This is a genomic window from Chthoniobacter sp. (assembly GCF_040003245.1).
In the GTDB taxonomy this organism is placed as follows: Bacteria; Verrucomicrobiota; Verrucomicrobiia; order Chthoniobacterales; family Chthoniobacteraceae; genus Chthoniobacter.
This window is the reverse complement of the sequence record NZ_JBDUCX010000002.1, coordinates 47,247-67,356: the sequence shown is the minus strand read 5'-3', so window position 1 is coordinate 67,356 and position 20,110 is coordinate 47,247. Positions and strand designations below refer to the sequence as shown.

At 63.1% G+C, this 20,110-nt stretch carries 20 protein-coding genes; 4 read left to right on the top strand and 16 right to left on the bottom strand.

All coding sequences use genetic code 11. The features are described 5' to 3' along the window. Positions 1-17: 17 nt before the first annotated feature. The 7 genes from ABJF10_RS00640 to ABJF10_RS00610 form a co-directional block, all read right to left on the bottom strand. Complete coding sequence (locus ABJF10_RS00640) at positions 18-173, bottom strand: DegT/DnrJ/EryC1/StrS family aminotransferase (protein WP_348542570.1); 156 nt, start codon at positions 171-173, stop codon at positions 18-20. 32 nt (positions 174-205) lie between these two features. Continuing rightward, positions 206-394 carry a hypothetical protein gene (locus ABJF10_RS00635; protein WP_348542569.1) on the bottom strand — a complete coding sequence of 63 codons (189 nt, stop codon included), beginning with the start codon at positions 392-394 and terminating at the stop codon, positions 206-208. Continuing rightward, positions 381-1,643 carry a hypothetical protein gene (locus tag ABJF10_RS00630; protein WP_348542568.1) on the bottom strand — a complete coding sequence of 421 codons (1,263 nt, stop codon included), beginning with the start codon at positions 1,641-1,643 and terminating at the stop codon, positions 381-383. Before ABJF10_RS00630 ends, ABJF10_RS00635 begins: the two co-directional genes overlap by 14 nt. Positions 1,644-1,653: 10 nt before the next feature. Next, positions 1,654-2,022, bottom strand: coding sequence for a hypothetical protein (locus tag ABJF10_RS00625; protein ID WP_348542567.1), 369 nt, complete (start codon positions 2,020-2,022; stop codon positions 1,654-1,656). A gap of 916 nt (positions 2,023-2,938) precedes the next feature. After that, positions 2,939-3,484 carry a hypothetical protein gene (locus tag ABJF10_RS00620; protein ID WP_348542566.1) on the bottom strand — a complete coding sequence of 182 codons (546 nt, stop codon included), beginning with the start codon at positions 3,482-3,484 and terminating at the stop codon, positions 2,939-2,941. 149 nt (positions 3,485-3,633) lie between these two features. Beyond that, positions 3,634-4,761, bottom strand: coding sequence for a DegT/DnrJ/EryC1/StrS family aminotransferase (locus ABJF10_RS00615; RefSeq protein ID WP_348542565.1), 1,128 nt, complete (start codon positions 4,759-4,761; stop codon positions 3,634-3,636). Between the two features lie 49 nt (positions 4,762-4,810). Beyond that, the gene (locus tag ABJF10_RS00610) at positions 4,811-6,634 is read right to left on the bottom strand and encodes a fibronectin type III domain-containing protein (protein ID WP_348542564.1); all 1,824 of its coding nucleotides are present in this window, start codon (positions 6,632-6,634) and stop codon (positions 4,811-4,813) included. A 245-nt stretch (positions 6,635-6,879) separates the two neighbouring features. Between ABJF10_RS00610 and ABJF10_RS00605 the strand changes: the two genes are divergently transcribed. Continuing rightward, the gene (locus tag ABJF10_RS00605) at positions 6,880-7,386 is read left to right on the top strand and encodes a L,D-transpeptidase family protein (RefSeq protein WP_348542563.1); all 507 of its coding nucleotides are present in this window, start codon (positions 6,880-6,882) and stop codon (positions 7,384-7,386) included. Here the strand turns inward: ABJF10_RS00605 and ABJF10_RS00600 are convergent. From ABJF10_RS00600 to nadD, 5 genes are all read right to left on the bottom strand, one after another. Continuing rightward, positions 7,373-8,659 carry a competence/damage-inducible protein A gene (locus tag ABJF10_RS00600; RefSeq protein WP_348542562.1) on the bottom strand — a complete coding sequence of 429 codons (1,287 nt, stop codon included), beginning with the start codon at positions 8,657-8,659 and terminating at the stop codon, positions 7,373-7,375. The genes ABJF10_RS00605 and ABJF10_RS00600 overlap by 14 nt on opposite strands. Before the next feature lie 21 nt (positions 8,660-8,680). Beyond that, the gene (locus tag ABJF10_RS00595) at positions 8,681-10,144 is read right to left on the bottom strand and encodes a sulfatase (RefSeq protein WP_348542561.1); all 1,464 of its coding nucleotides are present in this window, start codon (positions 10,142-10,144) and stop codon (positions 8,681-8,683) included. Positions 10,145-10,242: 98 nt separating this feature from the next. Continuing rightward, a complete protein-coding gene (locus ABJF10_RS00590) occupies positions 10,243-10,428 on the bottom strand; it encodes a CPXCG motif-containing cysteine-rich protein (RefSeq protein WP_348542560.1) in 186 nt (61 codons plus the stop codon). Next, on the bottom strand, positions 10,425-10,859 hold the full coding sequence (gene rsfS, locus ABJF10_RS00585; RefSeq protein WP_348542559.1) for a ribosome silencing factor: 435 nt from the start codon (positions 10,857-10,859) through the stop codon (positions 10,425-10,427). The genes ABJF10_RS00590 and rsfS overlap by 4 nt, the downstream gene beginning before the upstream one ends. Next, complete coding sequence (nadD, locus tag ABJF10_RS00580) at positions 10,762-11,340, bottom strand: nicotinate-nucleotide adenylyltransferase (protein WP_348542558.1); 579 nt, start codon at positions 11,338-11,340, stop codon at positions 10,762-10,764. Before nadD ends, rsfS begins: the two co-directional genes overlap by 98 nt. Before the next feature lie 75 nt (positions 11,341-11,415). Here nadD and ABJF10_RS00575 point away from each other — a divergent pair, with 75 nt between their 5' ends. The 3 genes from ABJF10_RS00575 (at position 11,416) to ABJF10_RS00565 (ending at position 14,774) form a co-directional block, all read left to right on the top strand. Beyond that, positions 11,416-12,516 carry a glycoside hydrolase family 3 N-terminal domain-containing protein gene (locus tag ABJF10_RS00575; RefSeq protein ID WP_348542557.1) on the top strand — a complete coding sequence of 367 codons (1,101 nt, stop codon included), beginning with the start codon at positions 11,416-11,418 and terminating at the stop codon, positions 12,514-12,516. A gap of 4 nt (positions 12,517-12,520) precedes the next feature. After that, positions 12,521-13,585 carry a hypothetical protein gene (locus ABJF10_RS00570; RefSeq protein ID WP_348542556.1) on the top strand — a complete coding sequence of 355 codons (1,065 nt, stop codon included), beginning with the start codon at positions 12,521-12,523 and terminating at the stop codon, positions 13,583-13,585. A gap of 697 nt (positions 13,586-14,282) precedes the next feature. Then, positions 14,283-14,774: a VOC family protein gene (locus ABJF10_RS00565; protein ID WP_348542555.1), complete on the top strand. Its 492-nt coding sequence runs from the start codon at positions 14,283-14,285 to the stop codon at positions 14,772-14,774. Positions 14,775-15,019: 245 nt separating this feature from the next. Here the strand turns inward: ABJF10_RS00565 and ABJF10_RS00560 are convergent, their stop codons facing one another. From ABJF10_RS00560 to ABJF10_RS00545, 4 genes are all read right to left on the bottom strand, one after another. Next, positions 15,020-16,498, bottom strand: a complete 1,479-nt coding sequence (locus tag ABJF10_RS00560; RefSeq protein ID WP_348542554.1) for an exopolysaccharide biosynthesis polyprenyl glycosylphosphotransferase — start codon at positions 16,496-16,498, stop codon at positions 15,020-15,022. Positions 16,499-16,672: 174 nt separating this feature from the next. Further along, complete coding sequence (locus tag ABJF10_RS00555; RefSeq protein WP_348542553.1) at positions 16,673-17,830, bottom strand: glycosyltransferase family 4 protein; 1,158 nt, start codon at positions 17,828-17,830, stop codon at positions 16,673-16,675. Next, the gene (locus ABJF10_RS00550; protein ID WP_348542552.1) at positions 17,827-18,975 is read right to left on the bottom strand and encodes a glycosyltransferase; all 1,149 of its coding nucleotides are present in this window, start codon (positions 18,973-18,975) and stop codon (positions 17,827-17,829) included. Before ABJF10_RS00550 ends, ABJF10_RS00555 begins: the two co-directional genes overlap by 4 nt. After that, complete coding sequence (locus ABJF10_RS00545; protein ID WP_348542551.1) at positions 18,972-20,096, bottom strand: hypothetical protein; 1,125 nt, start codon at positions 20,094-20,096, stop codon at positions 18,972-18,974. The genes ABJF10_RS00550 and ABJF10_RS00545 overlap by 4 nt, the downstream gene beginning before the upstream one ends. Between the last annotated feature and the right edge of the window lie 14 nt (positions 20,097-20,110).

The window sequence follows — 20,110 nt, the reverse complement described above, 5'->3', positions numbered from 1 at the left end:
TGAACGGCCCCGAAGCCCTATTGGTAAAAGGCCGCGATCTGCGCAACGACGTAGGCTTGCTGGTCTTCGGTGAGCTCGGGGAAGATGGGGAGGGTGAGAGTTTCCCGGGCGGCGCGCTCGGACTCGGGGAAGTCGCCTTCGCGATGGCCGAGATAGGCGAAGCACTCCTGCATGTGCAGGCATAACGGATAGTGAGTCCGAGGGGTCAGTCCTTGCGTCTTGCCCGCTCGCTCGCCCAGTTTCGCACTCGCTCCTGCTGGAAGTTTTCACGAACACCGGCGTCGGCACCGAGATCGTGGCGTAGAGCCGGGCCACGGTACCTCGTGGCGGCGAGGTTCTTCGTTTCGCCGAGGTCGTCCGCGAGATTGCCGAGTTTGCTTTCACCATGCTGCATAACGCTGCGCTTTCCAGTAAGCGGCGAGGTGGTAGATGATGCCGCAACTGGAGTTGTGTGCGTAGTCGAAGTTGCGGATCATGTTTTTTAGTGAAGCTTGCTCGGCAGTGGTGAGTGCGGCGGGTTCGAGCATGAGGAGAATCAGGGCGGATTCGCCCGCTTCGCGGGTGAGGTGCCATATCTCTCGATAAGCGCCCCACTGCGGGTTTTGGTAACCCTTTTGATCCTTCCACACGGGCACATACCGCCAGTCAGGGCCAGTCATACGCATCTCCGCGGGGCTCTTCCTGGCGAGGCTCGATAATACGCGGGTGAAACGCTTCGCGGCGAGATCGCGGATGTGGCTCATGCGCGTGTGGATAAGGGCCTTGAGCGCAGGATCAGGCTCCTGCTCGTGGAGCACTTCCAGCGAGCATTGCATTTGCAGCAGCGCGTAGGCGGGCTTTTGCTCATCGGGATTGGCGGACTGCTCGATGGCTTCCGCGACATATTTTCTCCATTGCGCGCGGTAGCGTTCATCGCGCGTCACATCCCACGCCGCGGCGTAGATCATGGGAAGCCGCGCGGCTTCGTGCGGCTGCACGTTCCACATCCGGCAGATGCCCAGTGGGCAGCGTGTCCCATCGGCCCGGCAGAAGTCGAAGTCGTTCTCCGGCGTGACGAAGGCGATCATGCGTTCGGCAACATCGGCGAGGAGGCTGCGGATTTGCTGCTTCGTGGCATCGTCGGGCAACGGGCTGTGGTAATACTGCCACAAGCCGTGGACGAAGTGGGTGACCTGGTCACGAGAGGAGTTGATGTAAACGCTTTGGCCATCTTCGGGACAGACATTGCGGGCCACAAAACCGCGCACGCCGTGCACCGTGGCGCAGCGTTTGAGACCTTGGAACACGGCCGCGGCTTTTTCCCGGAGGGAGTCGTCTTTGGTCGCCGCGAAACGATCGCAAATCGTGCTCAGCATGGCACCGCCCAGAATCGCGCCATCCTCCATGCCCGTGCTGTAACCACAGGGATTCGGATACTGGCGTTTGACCTCATCCGCAGTCGGCAGATGCGCCTGCTCTTTGCCTTTTTCGTAGCTGCTCAGGTAATCGCCAAAGGTTTGCACCCGCGGAAGATAAAAGCGGCTCCAGGTGACCTCCCAGGCGAGCTCGGCCTGGGTGGAGACGTCTGGCTGCTGCGCCTGCGCACCAAGATCGCTCGAAAAGATGGCGGTGATGATGCTGAGGATGAGTGAGAGCTTGGTCATGCGATTGCGATTACTTTTGGAATCGAAGCGCAGTTGGCGCAAAGCGCCAGCTTTTGAATCGAGGCGGGGATTGTGGAACAGGGGCAGTCAGCAAATTGCGCCGCAGGATCTGGCTGACATTCGCGGCGCTGCGCATTTTCAATCGGTCGGCGATCGAGCCGAGCGAAACCGTCGTCTGTTTCAACACCTGGCGCGCGATGCGGACCTTGCGAGGATCGCTGCCGGGCAACCCGGCCAGGTCCTCTTCGGCGAGCCCGGTTTCCGCCAGTCCCGTCCGCACCAACGCTTCGGCGGTCTTTAAGCGGTGCCCCGACGCGGTGGATGGCCCATTTTGAGGGGCGCCGAGTGGATTTTCCGCAATGGAGCCAATGGAACCCATGGAGCGATGCACATTTTCCGCCGGGTTATGCCACACTTGCCCGCATGAACTCCGAGGATTTTCCACCACGCCCACCACCGCCGGGCCGTCCACTTTCCGTCTGCTATTTAGGAATCAGGAAAGCAGGAAAGCAGGAAGTAGAAGCCGAGGCTGGGCCAACCGCAGATAATGCCGTGGGCGGAGGCGCGAGGCATAAACGCTCAGGGTGCGATGGGTCAAATCCCGGAGGCGGGCGGAGGTGGTTCGCCCGGTTCCTGATTGATTCCTCTTCGGAGACCAGGGTCACGTGGTTCCGTCAGGTTGACTACAAAAGGGCGGTATGAATCCCCAAATTTCATGCGGGAGGCATCCCCGCGCCCCATAACCGGTGGTTGAGCGAAGCGACGCCATCGGAAATGATGCCGAAACGGCGCACCTCAAAGGGGTGGCAGCGGTCGCGGGAATCAAGCCGAATCAAGGTAAATCAAGCATTCTCAAGGTCCCGAGTTTTCTCATGTGCCTGCTCGGCAACAGAAAGGGCGTATCCCAAGGACGGTGTAATCTTGGAATCCTGTTGAGTCCGCTAATCCTGTCTAAAGGCGGCAGACGGGATTGCCAAATTCTCAGGAGATTCAGGATACGGGGCAGGCGACTTCCGCCGCTGATTCTCGTATTTCGGTTGTCGCCCCGGGGCCTGCTCGAGCCAGATCGGAAGCCTCTCGGCAAAAAAAGGCTGCGGATTTAAGGTGCCTTAAGCCCTCTTAAGCCGATTTAAGGTGCGAGATTTTTTTGAGACCTTCACCGCCAAGCTTCCGCTTGGGGGCTAACGCCCCGCCAGCGAGCCGTCGGGAGTGGGCTCAATCTCCAAAATAGGACACTTCATCTGGTTTGCCGATGGGCGCGAAGGTGGTCCAGCCTACTTTGAGCGGACGGGGTATCAGTTGTGCAGGAGGGTCAGCGGAATCTTGTCGAGGAAGCCCTCGAAGGTGAGGGTGATCTTCGTGCCGGGGGCGACTTGGTCGGGCTTGAGTGATTTGGCGGCTTTGCCGGCGAAGGAGGTGACGACGCGGACCTGGGCGACGACGTTGGTGGGCACGCCATAGCCGCGATGGATGCCGGAGACGAGTTGCTGCCGGGCGAGGTAGATGTATTCGCCTTCCTCGGATGTATTGTATTTGTCGGCATTGTCCCAGGAGACTTCGACGACGAACCACTGGATGCCCTCGAAGGGGTGCGTCTCGTAGCGCCCACCCGCGTCCGCTTCGGTGTCGGCGGTGAGCTTCGCGTAGGCCTGCTGCACGCCGGCGGTGTCCTTGTGGATGAGATCGATGACGAAGCTGGCCACGGCGTCGCCGAGCTTGATCGATTGCTTCGCGGTGAAGGTGCGCACCAAGGCAGGATCGACGGGCTTTTTGTCCGCAGCGGACGCGTGGCCGCTGATGAACGCGGCGAGGGCGATCAGGAGAACAAGGGAGGAACGCATGGCGTCAGGATGGTTAATTAGCCGCCGCCCGTCGAGTTTGGGTTTCGCGCCAAGAACGCTAAGGGCGCCAAGGAACTAAAGGGGGCTTTTCAACTGGTCGCTTTGCTCGCGTCCTTGGCGAGCCTGGCGTCCTTGGCGCGAATTACCTCTTACTGGTAAAAGGCGGCGATCTGCGCGACGACGTAGGCTTGCTGGTCTTCGGTGAGCTCGGGGAAGATGGGGAGGGCGAGGGTTTCCTTGGCGGCGCGTTCGGACTCGGGGAATTCGCCTTCGCGATGGCCCAGATACGCGAAGCACTCCTGCATGTGCAGCGACAGCGGATAGTAGATTTCCGTGGCGATGCCGGCCTTCGTGAGATGGGCGCGCAGGTCTTCGCGCCGCGGCGCGCGGATGATGAACTGGTTGTAGATGTGGTGATTCGCCACTCCGCTATCGGCATACACTTCCGCAGGGAGCGTGATCGGCAGGGTATGGGCGGCGAAGGCGGTGCGGTAGAAGGCGGCGCGGGCGCGACGTCCGGCGCCCCATTCATCGAGATGCGGCAGCTTCACGTTGAGCACGGCGGATTGGATGGCATCGATGCGGAAATTGCCGCCGATCCACTTGTGAAAATAGCGCACTTCCATCCCGTGATTGCGCAGCGCCCGGATTTTCGCCGCGAGCGCCGCGTCCTGGCACACGACCATGCCGGCATCGCCGAAGGCCCCGAGATTCTTAGTCGGATAGAAAGAGAACCAGCCCGCTTCGCCGATCGCCCCCGCCGCGCCGAGAGGATGCCGCGCGCCGAGCGCCTGGGCGGCGTCCTCCAGCACGGGGACGCCGTATTTTTTTCCCAAGGCCATGATGCCCGCCATGTCGGCGCACTGGCCATAGAGGTGCACCGGGATGATGGCTTTTGCGTCGGGCGTGCGGGCGAGGGCCGCTTCGAGGGCCGGGACCGAGATATTGAAAGTGACGGGATCGATATCGACGAAAATCGGGGTCGCTCCGAGGCGCGCCACGCAACTGGCGGTCGCGAAAAAAGTGTATGGGGTGGTGATGATCTTGTCGCCCGGGGCGATCCCCAGCGCCATGAGGAGCACGAGCTGGGCGTCGGTGCCTGAGGAGACACCGATGGCGTGGCCCGCGCCGCAATAAGCGGCGACCGCCTTTTCCAGCTTCTCGGTCTGCGGCCCGAGCAGGAGGGCCTGGGAATCGGCGACGGCTTCGATCTCCTTCAGTAGTTGGGCCTTGAGCGGAGCGTACTGGAGCTTGAGATCGAGAAGAGGGACTTGCATCGGGTCAGAATCTTGCAACGCACTCGCCGGCGTCGAGAGGGATTTGCAGTCAGATCACTGGGCGCCGCCGCCACCACTGCCAGCCGTGCCAGGCCGCGAGGCCGAGCAAGGCGACCAGCAGGCATTGCAGGAGCGAGGGCCTGGGCAATTGCGCCAGCAGCGCCGTTTTCGGTGGAGTCTGAAAAGTCACGGTGAAGAGTCGGGTTGCTTCGCCGCTGGGGGGCAGGGTCATGATGCGGACCGCCCACGGCTCGCCGGGCTGTAGACCGGTGAGGATAGCGGCGTAATTTTTCCCGCGAGCCTCAATGGGAATGCCGGTGGGCTGGAGCCAGATGGTCTCGATCCTGCCATCGGGATCGACCTTGAGTTGCCGCATGTCCACGCGGAAACGCGCTGCCGGAGAGAGGACGGCCGGCCATTCGACGATGGCACTCGTCGGGGTGATTTGGGAGACTTCCACGCCACTCGGCACCCGGGGGTCCATGTCCCAATCGAAGGGGATGAGAGGAGTGGCCACGACAGGAGTGGCCTCCGGCGGCTCGGGCAAAGCGCTGAGGTCGACTGTGGCCGTGCTGCCAGGCACGCCGGCCATGCGGGTCGATGATCGTGCGGCGCCGGCCACTTCGGCCTCTACGGGGATGTCGAACGATTGATCACCGGCCCGGAGTTTTAGCCAAGTGCGATATCGGCCGGGGACCGTGCTCTCGATCTCGACGGGGAATTCCTTCTTATCGCCCGGCTGAATCGTCGCCGAGTTCTCCGTCACCCGGAAGGGCGGGATGATTTCCCACGACACTTTGCCCGACGTCCCGCCGATGTTTTCCAACTGGAAGCGAGCACTGGCGGGGTGTCCGGCGGCGAGGCGTCCAAACGACACGAGGGGGGTGGTCGCTCGAAACACGGCGGCAAGCACGGGCACACGCACCGGGATGGCGATGGAAAAATCACTGGCCTCGAGCTGAATCTCCGTGTCCATCGCCTGCGCGTCCTGGGACGAAGCCTCGACCGGGATCGTGGCCCGGCCGTGGGGCGGGATGGTGACCTGCGCGGGAATCTTGAGGCGCGCGTCGGTTTTCAGGCGGAGCGTGCGCGGTTCGTCGAGCTGGTTGGTGAGCTCGAAGTTGCCGGAGCGGGTGGAATCGCCGGGAATCTGCTGCAAGACCCATTGAGCGGGCTCCGCGGTGATGGCCGATTCGGAGACGCCGCGCAAGGTGGTGCTGTGCTCCGGCTCGGAGGTGAAGCGCGCCACGCCCTCGAATTTTCCGCCGACGCTGGGCGAAAAGACGATCTTGAACACGGCCACATCGCCGTTGCGCAGGCGGTAGCCGGCCTTGCCGTCGATCTTCCACGGTGGGTCCACGATGACATCGCCCGAGGCGATGAGGCCGCCATGATTGCTGATCTCCAGCAGGCGGAAATTGCTGGCCCCCGCGCGGACGGTGGAGAAATCGATGGCGTCCTGGATGGCGAGCTGGGGAGGTTGATCGACGATGGTCATCGCCACCTCGACCGCCGCGGAAACCCCAACGGCGCTCTGGACGGCGAAGGAAAACTTGTCCGTCGTGATGCCGAGATCGGCCGGCGGTTCGTAGACGACGACGGAAACTTCACGCTCCGTGGCCCGTGGATCGGAAAGGCGCCCATGCGCGGGAGGAACGCGAATGAGATATTTCAAGGGCTCACCGGCTTTGCCGTAGATACGCAGGGGGATTTCCGTTTTGCCTTCGCGCCGAACCTTGATGTTCAACTCGACCGGCTGCGGTGGGGCGGCCCCGACGATGACCGCCGGCTTGCGTTCGGCATGAACCGGAACCCCGAGGCCAAGGCAAAGCACGTAGAAAATCAGAGAGAGGCGGGGGATGGTTAGGGGCACGACGGCGACAACGTTGCTGTGAACCGGCGTTCACGTCCAAAACTTTTCACCACGGCTTTCAAACTGGGCGCGATTTATGTGATTGCCGCCGCGCGGCAGGCTCCGTATGAAACAGCAACTTTTTCCGACGCATGAGATTCGCTGGCTACTTCAAACCGCTCCTAGCCGTCCTTTTTTGCACTTTTGGTGTCTTCGAGCAACAGGCGTCGGCGCAACTCTTCGGGTCGCGAAATCCCGGCCCCCCGATGAAAAAGCCGTCGGACTTGATCCGTCGCGGGCAGCCGGGCCCGAAGATCGACAAGAGCCTGGAGTCGGTGATCACCCCGGACAACTCCCACGTGATCGTCTCGCTGAGCAAGCAGCGCGTCTATTTGATGGTGGGGGACCAAATCTACATCGATTCGCCGATCTCCTCGGGCAAGCGGGGGCACGAGACGCCCGCCGGCTCGTGGCACGTGATGGAAAAAGATCCGAACCACCGCTCGAGCATCTACGGCGATTTCGTGGACCACAGTGGCCGCACGGTCCGTTCGGGGGTGAGCACGCAGATTGACTCGGCGCCGAGCGGCACGCACTACGTGGGCGCCTCGATGAAGTGGTTTTGCCGCCTGACGAGTGGCGGTGTGGGCATGCATGTCGGCATCCTGCCCGGGTATGCGGCCTCGCACGGCTGTGTGCGTTTGCCGGCGGATATTGCCCCGTTGATCTACCAGAAGGTGAAAGTCGGCACGTCGGCCGTCATCGAGCAGTAAGCTGGCGGCGGAGGAGTTCAAAGGCGGTGAGGCTCACGAGATCCTTGAAGGTCTGGCGATCGGTGGGAAAGCGGTTTCGCTCGACGAGGGTCGCACCCATTTTCCCGGCCAGGGCGATGAAGACGGTGCCCACGGGCTTTTCCTCGCTTCCTCCGTCTGGGCCGGCAATGCCCGTCGTGGAGAGCGCGTAGTCCGCACCGGCCTTTTGGCGGGCGCCTTCCGCCATGGCGACGGCGACGGGCTCACTCACGGCCCCGTGGGCTTCGATGAGCCCCGCATCGACCCCGAGCGCGCTCGTCTTGACCGCGTTGGCGTAGGTGACGTAACCGCCGAGGAAGACAGCCGAGGCTCCTGGCACGTTGGTGATGCGGTGCGCGAGAAATCCGCCGGTGCAGGATTCCGCACAGGCGAGGGTCTCGCCGCGCTCGGTGAGCAGATCGACGAGCACTTTTTCCAGGGGGCGTTGATCATGGGAAACGATGTGGGGGCCGAGCTTTTCGGCAATGATCCGCCCGGCTTGATCGAGGATCGCGGGCGAGCCGATGGTGCGCAGATCCACCTCGCCGGGACGCGCGCAATAGCCCAGCTCGAGGCCCAGGGCGAGCAGCGGTCCCCCGACCAATTCCTCCACGGCCGATTCGCCGAGGCCGGCAATGCGCGCGACGCGCATCTCGACCGCCGGGCGCGCCGGCAGCAGCTTGGCCAGCAACAGCAGCACTTGATCGGTGACCATGGGCTGCAATTCGCGCGGCGGACCGGGCAGCAGGAAAAGGTGCGGCGTGGTGATCGTCCCGTGCGGGCGCGCCGCCAGGTAGAGCCCTGGGGCGGTGCCGTTAGGATTGTGGAGGACGATGGCCTCCGCGGGGCGCTGCGCTTGCCGGGCATTGCGCGCGCTCATGGTCAGATTGCGCCGGGCGAAGCGCCGTTCGATGGCGGCCATGACCGTTTCATCATGGATCAGTTCGAGGCCCAGCAACTCGGCGACCGCCTCGCGGGTGATGTCATCCGTGGTCGGGCCCAGCCCGCCGGTGATCAGCACCACCTCGGCGCGGCCGAAGGTTTCGGCGACCGCCACGCGGATGGCGTCGCCATCGGGCACGGTCACCTGGCGCTCGATGCGCAAGCCGAGTGGGAACAATGCCTGGGCGAGAAACTGCAGGTGGGTGTTGAGCACGCTGCCGAGGAGCAGTTCCGTACCGGTATTGAGGACTTCGATGCGCATGAGGTGGTCGACGACGATGCGGAGATGAGCGGCGGATGCAATGCGGAACATCCCGTTCTGCTGGCGATGCGATCAGTCCTTGACCCCGCCCGGTGCGCGCACGCCCATTCCTTTGCGGTTGAGCGTGGTGTCGCCCAAGTCGATGCGGCATTGCTCGGCCAGGTCGAGCAGGTGTTTCACGATTTCCCGGTGCTGCCCGGCGACGTCGTGCTTTTCCTCGATGTCGTTGCGCATGTCGTAGAGTTCCGGCTCGAGGATGGGTTGCTTCACATACTCGGCGGGCCAGCCGTCCATGCCGGGCTTGTGGCCGCCGAGCGTGCGGAAGGTGTGCGGCAGGATGAGCTTCCACTCGCGCAAGCGCACGGATTCGAGTTCCGCCCCGCTCCAACTGCCAAACGGAACGCCGTAGAAGAAATAGGCCTCGTGCGGATTCCTGGCGTCCTTGTCCCCGGCCAGCAGGGGCCAGATGTCGAGGCCATCGATCTTGTGGTCGGGTAACTTGGCGCTGATGAGCTTCGCCAGGGCCGGCAGCAGATCGATCGCGCAGGCCATCTCGTCGCACGTGGTGCCGGCGGGGATGTGTCCCGGCCACGAAATGATGAACGGCACGCGCGTGCCGCCGTCCCACGTCGTCGTTTTGCCTTCGCGCAGCGGATACGCCGAGCCGGCGTGGTTCCCAAAGATGAGCCACGGGCCGTTGTCGGAGAGGAAGATGATGATGGTGTCCTTTTCCAGGCCATGCTTTTTCAGCGCCGTCAGGATCTCGCCGGTGCTCCAGTCGATTTCCTCGACCGCATCGCCGTAGAGGCCGCGCTTCGTTGTGCCGCGGAACTTTTCGCTCACGGCCAGCGGCACGTGCGGCATGGTCTGCGCGACGTAGAGAAAGAAGGGCTTGTCGTGGTTGCGGTCGATGAAGCTCACCGCCCGCTCCGTGTATTGCGTCGTGAGCTGCTCCATGTCGCGATGGCTGATGCCGGGATTGACGATCTTGTCGCCATCGTAGAGTGGCAACGGTGGGAATTTCCCGGGCTTCTCCGGGTGCAACGGCCATTGATCGTTCGAGTAGGGCAGGCCGAACCACTCGTCGAACCCGCGGTGCGTGGGCAGGAATTCCGTCGGTGTGCCGAGGTGCCATTTGCCCACCATGCCCGTCGCGTAGCCCTTTTGCTGGAACATCTGGGGCATCGTCAGCTCGTGCTCGTTGATACCGAATTTATACCACGGCTCCATCGCGCCCTCGATGCCGATGCGATTGGGATAACAACCCGTCATGATGGCCGCGCGCGACGCCGAGCATACCGCCTGCGCGACGTGGAAGTCCGTGAAGCGCCGCCCCTCCTGCGCGAGCCGGTCGAAGTTCGGCGTCGCAAACCCCTGCGCGCCGTACACGCCGACATCCGCATAGCCGAGATCATCCGCGACGATGAGGATCACGTTAGGCAGGCGTTCCGCGGCCTGCAGGGCTTGGGCCGTCAAAAGAACCGCCGAGAGCAGAATCGACAGGCGAGCCGCGAAAGTGGGGAGGGGCGATCTCATGTGGGTATCCCTGCAGAACCTCGTCGGGTTCGGTAAAGTTAGGTTCATGCGTCGCGGGGCGACGTTTGCCACGCCTCGCTCGCTCCGCGATTCCAGAATCAGGCCCGCTCCGCCTGCACGTCCGTCAGTTCGCCCGGCTCGCAGGTGATGGTGAGCGAGATGGGGCGGCAGCAGACGTTGCAGTCCTCGATGGTGTTGTAGTCGCCCTGCGAGGTGTCGACGGTCGTCGGGAAATACTCGCCGCACCACGGGCAGCCGACTTCAGTTTCGACGAGGTAGCTCACACCTTGAGCTTGAGCCGGGGAGCGTCGCTCCACAGGTCCTCGAGGCTGTAGAAGGAACGCTTCTCGTGGTGGAAGATGTGCACGATCACGCCGGAGTAGTCGGCGACGATCCATTGGCTGGTCGGGAAGCCGTCCACGGCGAAGGGCTTGATGTCGTGGTCTTCTTTCAAGCGATCGCGCAATTCGCCGGCGATGGCTTTGAGGTGCGGCTCGGAGGTGCCGGAACAAATGACGAAGAAATCCGTGAAAGTGGAAATACCACGGAGGTCGATGGCGACGATGTCTTCGGCTTTTTTCTCGGCGATGATCTTGGCGCAGAGGCGGGCGAGGGAGTCAGATTTGATGGGGCGGGTCCTGGTAAAGGTGATGGGCGGCGATAAGGGAGCGCACGGGCTCCGGAACGAGATAGCGGATGGAATCCCCGCGTGCAACCCGTTGGCGGACTTCTGTCGCGGAGATATCGATCCGGCGCGAGAGCGTACGGAAGGGCGCAGTGCCTTTTGCGGCAGCATCGCCGCGGCCGAAAACGACGAATTCGACGAGGCGGCGCAGGTCTTCGATGCGGCGCCAGGTGTGCAGTTCGCGGAGGTTGTCGGCGCCGATCAGGTAGTAGATTTGCGCCTCGGGATGAATGCCGCGGACGCGTTCCACGGTATCGATTGTGAAGCTGGGGCCGGTGGCGTTCAGTTCCGAGTCATCCAGAGTAAAACCGGGTTCATCGGCGAGGGCGGCGGCGAGCATCTCGCGGCGCAGGGCAGCCGGGGCGGGAGAGGTGGCAAGCTTGTGGGGGGAGAGGCCGGCGGGGATGAAGATGACGCGGTCGAGCTGGAGCTCCTCGAGGGCATCGCGCGCCAGAACGAGGTGCCCGTGGTGCACCGGGTCAAAAGTTCCTCCGTAAAGGGCGAGACGCATGGGATGTTCGAATTTCGATTCTTCCGCGAAAAAAAGTAGGTTTGCTTTGCTGAATCGCTACGCTGCGCTGGCTATATGGAACGATCTTCCCTTGGTCAATTACTCCTCACCGGCGTCCCCGGCCCGGAACTCGATGCCGCCACCGCTGCGCAGTTTCGCAAGTTGCAGCCCGGTGGATACATTCTTTTCGGACGCAACATCAAGACGGCTGGCCAGTTGCGCAAGCTGATCGATGACCTGCGCGACCTTTCGGTGGTCGAGCCGATCATCACCATCGACCAGGAAGGCGGCCGCGTCTCGCGCCTGAAACTCGTGGGCAACGAGCCGCCGAATGCCAACGACCTGCGTGACAAGAACGACCTCAGCCTGATCGCCCGCCACGGCACGATCACCGCCCGGCTGTTGCGTATCTTCGGCTTCAACCTCGACCTGTGCCCGGTGCTGGACATTTCGTTCGACGACGAGGCGGACAATTCCCTGCGCGGCCGCTGCTATGGCAACGACGTCGCCCAAGTCAATCGCAACGCCGGGGCCTTCAACGACGCCCTGCGCGCCGGCGGCATCCTGAGCTGCGGCAAACATTTCCCCGGCTACTCGCGCGCCCCGCTGGATGCCCACCACGAATTGCCGGAGATTGCCTTGAGCCGCGAGGAGCTCGAGACCCACGAACTGGCCGTCTTCCGGCATTTTGCGGACAAAGTCGACTCGATGATGATCGGCCACGGCTTTTATCCCGCGCTGGAAAGCTCGAAGACGCCGTCCTCGCTGTCGCGCCGGGTGATCACCGACCTGCTCCGTGGCGAGCAGGGCTTCCAAGGATTGGTGATGACGGACGACCTCGACATGGGGGCGATCCTGAATCACTACGGGCTCGAGGAGACGATCCGGCTGGCTATCACGGCGGGCAATGACCTGGCGATGATCTGCCACCGGGTGGCCGTGGTCGAGGAGGCGCATGGCTACCTGGCGGGCCTGCCGGCGGCGGACCTGGACCGGGCGCTGGAGAACGTCGCGAAATTCAAGGCGAAGCAGTCGCCGCCCGATGCGTGGAGCGAAGCCGAATTTGCGCGTCGCGATGCGGAAGTGTTGGACTTGCGCGTGGCGGTGCTCGGCGCGGAGGCGGCGGGGCAGCGCAGCCCCGAGGACGGCAAGCGCTCGCCGGTGGAAATCTACTAGCGGGATGGCTGCCGCCTATCGCGTCTCGGCGTCGCTGCTGCCGCTGCTGGAATCGACGCAGGTCTTCTACCTCTACACCGCGTTCCTCGAGCTGGCGCAAGCCGGGGAGATCGAGCTGTCGTGGGACGCGCGCAGCCAGGTCGAGGAGTACACGATCGTCACTGAAATCGAGCGCATCGCGGACGGTGCGCGGCTCCGGGTGTGCTTCGATATTCACGACCGCAGTTACCTTTTCAGTGCAGCGGAACTGCGCGCCAGTGACGTGTATTTCAAGCGCAGCCACTACCCACCGGATGTCGCCAAGCTGGAGCCCGAAGCGCGCTGCAAGGTCTCGCCATTCGGCCCCATCTTCGGACCCGGCAATCGCCGGGGCATGCTGTCGCTGCTCGCGGGTTGGGTGCGCTACGCGAGCCAGCGACCGAAGCGGGCGAAGGAGAGCCTGCGTCATTTGAGCGATTATTTGCGGCTGCCGGTCACTCGCGATTTTGAGCGACCGCCGGACCACGATCTGCCGCCGCGCGTTCTGCTCCAGACGCGGCTGTGGATGGAGTCGGAAGTGACCGGCGCGCCGTTTGCCCCGGAGATCAACGAGGAGCGCGTGGGGGTGGTGCGCGCCTTGCGCAAGGAACTGGGGGAACGCTTCGTGGGTGGAGCCGTGCCGACGCCCTTCGCGCGCGAGAAGTATCCCGATGTCGTCTGCCATTGGGACACCCGGCGTTCCGCATATTTGAAGACGATGCAGACGTGCCGGGTGGGAATTTATACGAAGGGCCTGCATCACGCCATGGCCTGGAAGCTGGGTGAGTACACGGCGGCTTCGATGTGCATCGTGGCTTCCGGATTTCGCCATACCTTGGTCGAGCCATTTACCGCGCCGCGCAATTACCGGGAGTATGAGACGCCGGAGCAATGTGTGGTGCATTGTGTGCGTCTTCTGGAAAACGACGAGGAAGCGCGGGCGATGTCGCGGGCGAACCATGCGTACTATCTCGAGCACATCCGCCCGGCGAAGCAGATGCGCCGCTGGATCACGCAGGCCTTCGGGTCCGCGGGGGAGACGGTCGGCTAGGCAGTATTCAAGGGTCCAAGACCGCTGTTTTTTAAAAACTCGCACCTTAAATTGGCTTAAGAGGGCTTAAGGCACCTTAAAACGGCTCCTTTTCTTCGCCCACGGGACCTCTTGACGTACGTCGGCCCTCGAGCGCGGTTGTCCAGTACTGCTGCCCATTTTTTCGCACCTTGATTGCCTTGATTTACCTTGATTCGGCTTGAATTGAACAAGGGCTGCCATCCCCTTGGGGTGAGCCGTTTTGCCGCATCCTTTCCGGTGGTGTCGCTTCGCTCAACCACCGGCTATGGGCGCTGGGATGCCTTCGGCATCGGGCTGCACGCCTCCGCCCTGGCATCATCTGCGGTTCGCCAAGTCTCGGCTCCTGCTTTCCTGATTCCTACATAGTCGCTGGGAAGTGGGCGGCCTGGTGGTGGGGGGCGTGGTGGAAAGTCCTCGGTGTTCATGCGGGGAAGTGTGGCATGACTCGGCGAAAAAAGTGCATTGCTCCATTGGCTCTATGGGCTCCATTGCGGAAAATCTCACTTTGCGGCCTCAAAATGGATGGAATGGCGGAAGGAGCAGCAGGGCGTAGGCGCTGCCGTGCTTGGGCTGGCTTGGACTTCTTCTCTGCGCTCGGCTAAACAGGTACGGGGTTTCCATGCCCGGATCTGAACCGCACGCATCCATCTCCTCCCATGCGAAAACCGAAACGAAAATGATCCAGCTCCGCCAAAAAATCACCACGTTCCTCTGGTTCGAGACCCAGGCCGAAGAAGCCGCCCGCTTCTACACCTCCCTGTTTGCCAACAGCCGCATCGTCGCCATCACCCGCTACCCGGACGCCGTTCCCGACCGCGCCGGGACGGTCATGCTCGTCACCTTCGAGCTGGCTGGTCAGCAATTCTATGCCATGAACGCGGGGTCGGATAACCAGTTTACCGACGCGATCTCGCTCCTCGTCGAATGCGAAACCCAAGGCGAAATCGATGAGCTCTGGAGCAAGCTCACCGAGGGCGGCGAAGAACGTCCCTGCGGTTGGTTGATCGACCGGTTTGGATTGGCCTGGCAGATCACCCCCGCCCGGTTGCTGGAATTGATCTCCGGCGAGGATCGCACGATCGCCGCCAACGCCATGCGCGCGATGTTCGAGATGAAAAAAATCGTCATCGCAGATATCGAGCGCGCCGTGAGCCCTGGCTCGCGTTGAGAGAACTTCAGCGGCGCTGCTGGCTTCCCCTCCTGGCGTTCGGGAACTATCATCGCAGGTGGGTGCGCGTAATCCTGAAATCCTGATAATCTGGTCAATCCTGTCTCCCCTTTTTAGACAGGATTACAGGATTACAAGATTTCAGGATTACACCGCCCTCGGGCGCGCGCTTTCTGTGGGACAATCCCTAAAGGCACTGCCTGCGGCCCCACCGAAGTCCTCAGTTTCCTAAGTTCAGGCCAACCCTACGCCGTTTCGAGTTCCAGCTTGGGCTTGGTCGAGGGGGCGGGCTGTTCCTTGAGGCGCTCCCACTCCTGGATCGTTTCGTCGGCGGTGATGGCGCGGGTGGCCGGTTGGGCGCCGCCGGTGAGGATGATGCGGACGGTATCGAGGAGAATGAACACATCGAGGAACAAGCTCATGTGTTTCATGTAGTAGAGGTCGTATTCCAGCTTGCGCCGGGAATCGAGGGCGGAGGCGCCGTAGGGATAGCTGACCTGCGCCCAGCCGGTGAGACCCGGCTGCACCATGAGGCGCTCTTCGTAATAGGGAACTTCGCGGGCGAGCTGGGTGATGATTTCCGGGCGCTCGGGGCGCGGACCGACGAAGGACATGTGGCCACAGAGCACGTGCCAGAGCTGCGGGATCTCATCGATGCGGTAGCGGCGGAGCGTGCGGCCCACGAACGTCACCCGCGGATCGTCCTTGCCGCTCCAGACCGCGCCGTCCTTCTCGGCATTGACGTGCATGGTGCGCAGCTTGGTCATCTGGAAAGCGCGTCCGAAACGGCCGCTGCGGGTCTGCCGGTAAAAGATCGGGCCCGGGGAAGTGAGCCGGATGGCGACGGCGGCCAGGGCCACGGCGGGCAGGCCGAGGGTGAGGCCGATCGCGGAGCAAACAATGTCGAAGAGCCGCTTGAGCTTCTTGATGTAAATGTGCTGGGGCTCACCGCTGGCATTGAGCAGCCACTCGGAGCTGATCAATTCCAGGGGGACGTACTGCTCGATCTCCTCGCAGAGGGAAACCAGAGGCATCACCGAGATGCCGGAATAGCGCAGTTTGCAGAAGTGCCGGGTGAGCGTGGTGTCACCCATGCTCTTGTGGGTGCAGAGCACGCGGGAGATTTTCTCCTTTTGGACGATCGCGGCGAGGTCTTCGACGGTCCCCAGCACGCGCAGATTGCTCTTCGGCCGATAGGCGCCGTAGAGGACCACCCCGGCGAATTCCAGATTGCGTCCGCCGAAGCTTGCGAAGAGGCGGGTCTCCGCCTCGTCGAACGCGCTGCAGACGACGTAGACGACGCGCTCCTTGGAATTGCGCAGATCGTGCACGATGACGATGTGGTGGAGCAACGCCGTGAGGTAGGAAGTGATCGCGGCCAGCAGCATGATGCCGCGGCCCAAGGGACGGGCGGAATTCAAGTAAGTGCCGCCAATGACAATGAGGACGGCGAGGAGCACGCAGACGACCAACACCAGGGAGCGTTCCAAGACACCGCGGCCGGCGCTGTGTGTGGAGTAAAGGCCGGCGATGTAAATGGTCGCGGAAAAGACGATGCCGCCGAAAATGAAGAAGGGCCAATGCGCCCAAAGCGATCCGGCGCTTTCGCCGCCGAAACGAAGAAACATGGCCGTAACGAACGCCAGGGTGAAAAGCAGGGCGTCCGTCACGAAATGCATCGAGACGTGAAACCAGTGTTTTCGGAGAAGGCCGCTGGTATTCATCGAAAATGTCTCTGGAAGAGATGGGGCATTTCGGCGGTTCTTAGAATGTCGCTAATAAGTTTATATCAGCGTGCGCCAAGTTTGGTCTGGAGCGGGCGGCTTTGCAAGGCATTTCACTACGGGGATTTGCGGAGAAGTCCTTCCGAGAAAAGGCGGATGACAGGGGTTTTGAACTCATCCGAGCCTTAATAGCAATTCCCGTGCATTTTGCGTCCAAGTATGTTTTTGGCAGACGTCTTCGCGGGCCTGCTGGCCCAACCGGGAGCGAAATGCGGGACTGTCGACGAGGGCGGCGAGTTGGATGCGGAGAGCGCCGTCGTTTGAGGGGTCGAACAGCAGACCGTTTTCGCCGTCGCGAAGGACCAGTGCAATGGGCTCCGTGCAGGGCGCTACGATCGCGCGGGCACCAGCCATGTATTCGAAGAGCTTGATCGGCGAGCGGTAGGCGTTGCTGTGCGGAATGACGCAGATATCCATGGCGGCCAGGTAATCGGGCATTTCGGCGTGCGGGACGGCGCCCGGAAGGATGAGCCGATCGCGGATTCCGAGCGCGGAGGCTTGGGCTTCGAGGTTCACTCGCAATGTCCCGTCGCCCACCAGCATCAGGCGCAGCTCCGCTTTCCCAGGGGCCAGGGCTGCGAACTCAGCGACCAGAACATCGAGCCGATGCCACGGGACGAACCATCCGGCGAAGCCGACGACGACCGCGCTTTCACACTGGTAGCGGCGGCGGATCGATGTGCCGTCGGGAAGCACGTGGAGGGTTTCCTCGTCGATGGCGTTGGGCAGGACGAGGATCTTCTCCTTGCGGATGCCCATGGCCTCGATGCGGCGCTGGAGGTGGGGCGACACGACGACGATGAGGCGGGCGCGCTGAAACGTGAAGCGGTCGGCCAACCGGGCGAGGGGCAGAAGCCAGGGATCGGCCCGGACGCGCTCATCGCCGGCCAATTCGTTGACCTCGACGACCAGAGGCACTCGGTGGCGCTGCGCGAGAAAGGCGGTGATGCAGAGGAAGAAGGCGTGGCGCTCGTAGATGAGGTCGAAGTGTTCGCGTCGGAGCAATGCGCCGAGGCGGACGCCGGCCAGGGCGTTGTAAGCGATCTCGAGCAGTTCGAAGAGGACGGCCGGCGCATGGGCCGCGAGCCGCGCCAGGAGGCTGCGTTGGCGGGGGAGAAAGGGGTTTTCGCCCGCGGTGGCCGAGGGGTCGATCGACGAAGGGCTGGAAAAGACCACGCTGTGGCCGAGGCGTCGGAAGGCGCCGGCCATCCCGGCGATGTGCACCCCTTCGGCGCCGGTGCCCTGGGTGCGGAAATGGAAGAGGATGTTCATCGACGGGCCTGCATCAGCAGTTCATGGCAGGCGGTGGCGGTGCGCTGCCACGAGAATTGCAGGGCGTGTTGGCGAATCCGTTCCGCCGAAGGGGGGGAGAGCAGGACTTCCTGAAAAGCGGTGGCGAAGGCCGCGGGTTCCGTAGTCGCCACGAGGCGCCCGAAATCGTCCCCGGGATGCACTTCCGGAATCCCGCCGACCCGGCTGGCAATGACCGGCAGTCCGCAGGCGAAGGCTTCCAGGATGACGTTGGGGACGCCCTCGTTTTGGCTGGGCAGGCAAAGGACGTCCGCGGCCTGCATGTAACGGGCGACCCCGGCGGCATCGGTGCGGCCGGGCAGGATCACGCGTTCGCGGACGGGGAGGCGGCCCGCAAGTTCGCGCACGCGCTGCTCCAATCCGCCGCCGCCGACCATGACAAGCACGGGCGGAATCGGGAAGGAGACCGATGACAGATTGGCCAGGGCAAGGGGCGGAAGCAGCGGGTTTTTTATTTCGTAGAAATTACCAACGAAGAGGATCAGCGGGGCGTCGGGTGGGAGATCGAGCTCGCGCCGCGCGGCGGCTTTGTCGGCCGGTCGGAAGAGATCAAGGTCCACGCCGTTGTAGATGGGATGCAGGCGCTCGCGGGGCAGGCCGGCGTGGGCCAGCAGGCGGGCCAGTTCGCCGCTGCGCGTGATCACGGCGGCGGCGCGGGGGAGCAGTCGGGTGATGATCTCCCGGCGGGCCGGCATTTGCAGGTATTGGTGGACGTCCGACCCTTGGGCGATGGCGATGAATGGGAAATCCAATTCCCGGGCCAGCTCGGCGATGGCGCAGCTATCGGGAAAAATCCACGAGCTGAGGACGACATCGAAGGAAAACTGTTGGCGAATTCCCTGCAGATGGCCGCGCAGCGTATGCGCCATGATCCGGTGGTTCCAGCAACTGCCAATCTTCGGGATGTAAGGCGTGGCGATGTACTGCGGCGCGAATTTTGCGTCCTGCTCACGCGGCTGCCACCTGCGGGGAAGCAACGACGGCCGCACGGCCAGCGCACGGATGTCCCAGCGATCCGCGAGATGATGGAGCAAGGTGGCGTTGTCGAGTCCGCGATAGGGCTCGGCGGTGTCGGGGAAAAGATTCGAGACGAAGAGCAGCTTCAATGGCGTGTGTCCGCCATGCTGCCCTCAGTTTCGCCGGAGGTCACGCGCCGGTAGCGGAAGTCGCGAAACTGGCCGGGATGCCCGGAGTGGCCCGCCTCCGCGGCGTGCAGGATGTTCACGAGCTCGCGGGCGGTCACGTAGTGGATGCAGATGTGCGGATCTTTCGCCGTCAGGTTGGCCAGGGCCCGGTGAAAAGCGCGCATCGGCTCGCCGAGCAGCATGCGGGTGTTCTCGGGTTTGGCGCCGTGGGTGTGCAATTTGACGAAGACCCAATTCGGGCGGGCTTCCACGGCCACCTGGCAATCGAGCCACAGGCGCAGGCGTTCGATAGTGGGAGGGTTGGCGGCGGTCAGATCGCTGTTCTCGACGCGCGGGAGGAGGCCGAATTTCTTGCGCTGCCAGTTCAAGGCGAGCGGACCTTGCACCATGAGCAATTCATCCTCGTGCCGGTCGGGCACGGCGCGATCCGCCACGACCCGCCGGCCCTGATCGTGGGACTTGGGCTGATCCGTGCCGCGCGCATAGTAGACGCTGTTGATGATGCGCGTCTGCATGCGCTCCGGCGCGCAGGGCATGGTGAAGTCCGCATAGCAGCCGGTCTGCCGGAGCACGCGGAGTTCGTTGCGCACGCCGCAGTGGCGGCCCTCGGGATGGGAGTTGTCGAGCGCCCAGTTGCCGTGAACGAAGCCATAGCGCAAGGTTCCGGCCTGGTCGCGCGACAGGAGGCCATGGCTGGAGAGCCGCTCGACGCCTTGCTCCAGCGTGCGCCGCATGTTTTCGGCGGTGTCGTTTTCGTGGTGCAGGTGGACTTCCGTTTCGCTCCCAGTGGCCGCGCAGACGTCGGCGATGCCCTGGACGACGTCGCGGTCGTATTGCTCGATCGGATAGAAAAAAGTGTGCTTCGGCGCCACGCCGTCCGCGTCCCGGAATTCCCCGGCGAGCTTCGGAAATTCGCGCTGCCAGGTTTCCACGCGCGCCAGTGCCTCCGGTTTTCCCACGCCATGAAACGGCTCGAAGTGATCGCAGACCGCCAGCATCACGTGGCGCGTGCCCAGAGTATGCTGCACGTACTTCTGCCGGCCGCGCCAGGCGGGAAGCCAGATGTCGAGCGCCCGGATCATGCACGGGGCCGCAT

Bases quoted from the DNA above. Each gene is read 5' to 3' on its own strand.
- ABJF10_RS00635 (WP_348542569.1), bottom strand. From the start codon at position 394: ATGCAGCATGGTGAAAGCAAACTCGGCAATCTCGCGGACGACCTCGGC.
- nadD (WP_348542558.1), bottom strand. From the start codon at position 11,340: ATGCGTCTCGCCCTTTACGGAGGAACTTTTGACCCGGTGCACCACGGG.
- ABJF10_RS00575 (WP_348542557.1), top strand. From the start codon at position 11,416: ATGGAACGATCTTCCCTTGGTCAATTACTCCTCACCGGCGTCCCCGGC.
- ABJF10_RS00640 (WP_348542570.1), bottom strand. From the start codon at position 173: ATGCAGGAGTGCTTCGCCTATCTCGGCCATCGCGAAGGCGACTTCCCC.
- ABJF10_RS00555 (WP_348542553.1), bottom strand. From the start codon at position 17,830: ATGAACATCCTCTTCCATTTCCGCACCCAGGGCACCGGCGCCGAAGGG.
- ABJF10_RS00625 (WP_348542567.1), bottom strand. From the start codon at position 2,022: ATGGGTTCCATTGGCTCCATTGCGGAAAATCCACTCGGCGCCCCTCAA.
- ABJF10_RS00600 (WP_348542562.1), bottom strand. From the start codon at position 8,659: ATGTTCCGCATTGCATCCGCCGCTCATCTCCGCATCGTCGTCGACCAC.
- ABJF10_RS00615 (WP_348542565.1), bottom strand. From the start codon at position 4,761: ATGCAAGTCCCTCTTCTCGATCTCAAGCTCCAGTACGCTCCGCTCAAG.
- ABJF10_RS00605 (WP_348542563.1), top strand. From the start codon at position 6,880: ATGAAAAAGCCGTCGGACTTGATCCGTCGCGGGCAGCCGGGCCCGAAG.
- ABJF10_RS00595 (WP_348542561.1), bottom strand. From the start codon at position 10,144: ATGAGATCGCCCCTCCCCACTTTCGCGGCTCGCCTGTCGATTCTGCTC.
- ABJF10_RS00565 (WP_348542555.1), top strand. From the start codon at position 14,283: ATGATCCAGCTCCGCCAAAAAATCACCACGTTCCTCTGGTTCGAGACC.
- ABJF10_RS00620 (WP_348542566.1), bottom strand. From the start codon at position 3,484: ATGCGTTCCTCCCTTGTTCTCCTGATCGCCCTCGCCGCGTTCATCAGC.
- ABJF10_RS00545 (WP_348542551.1), bottom strand. From the start codon at position 20,096: ATGATCCGGGCGCTCGACATCTGGCTTCCCGCCTGGCGCGGCCGGCAG.
- ABJF10_RS00570 (WP_348542556.1), top strand. From the start codon at position 12,521: ATGGCTGCCGCCTATCGCGTCTCGGCGTCGCTGCTGCCGCTGCTGGAA.
- ABJF10_RS00560 (WP_348542554.1), bottom strand. From the start codon at position 16,498: ATGAATACCAGCGGCCTTCTCCGAAAACACTGGTTTCACGTCTCGATG.
- ABJF10_RS00630 (WP_348542568.1), bottom strand. From the start codon at position 1,643: ATGACCAAGCTCTCACTCATCCTCAGCATCATCACCGCCATCTTTTCG.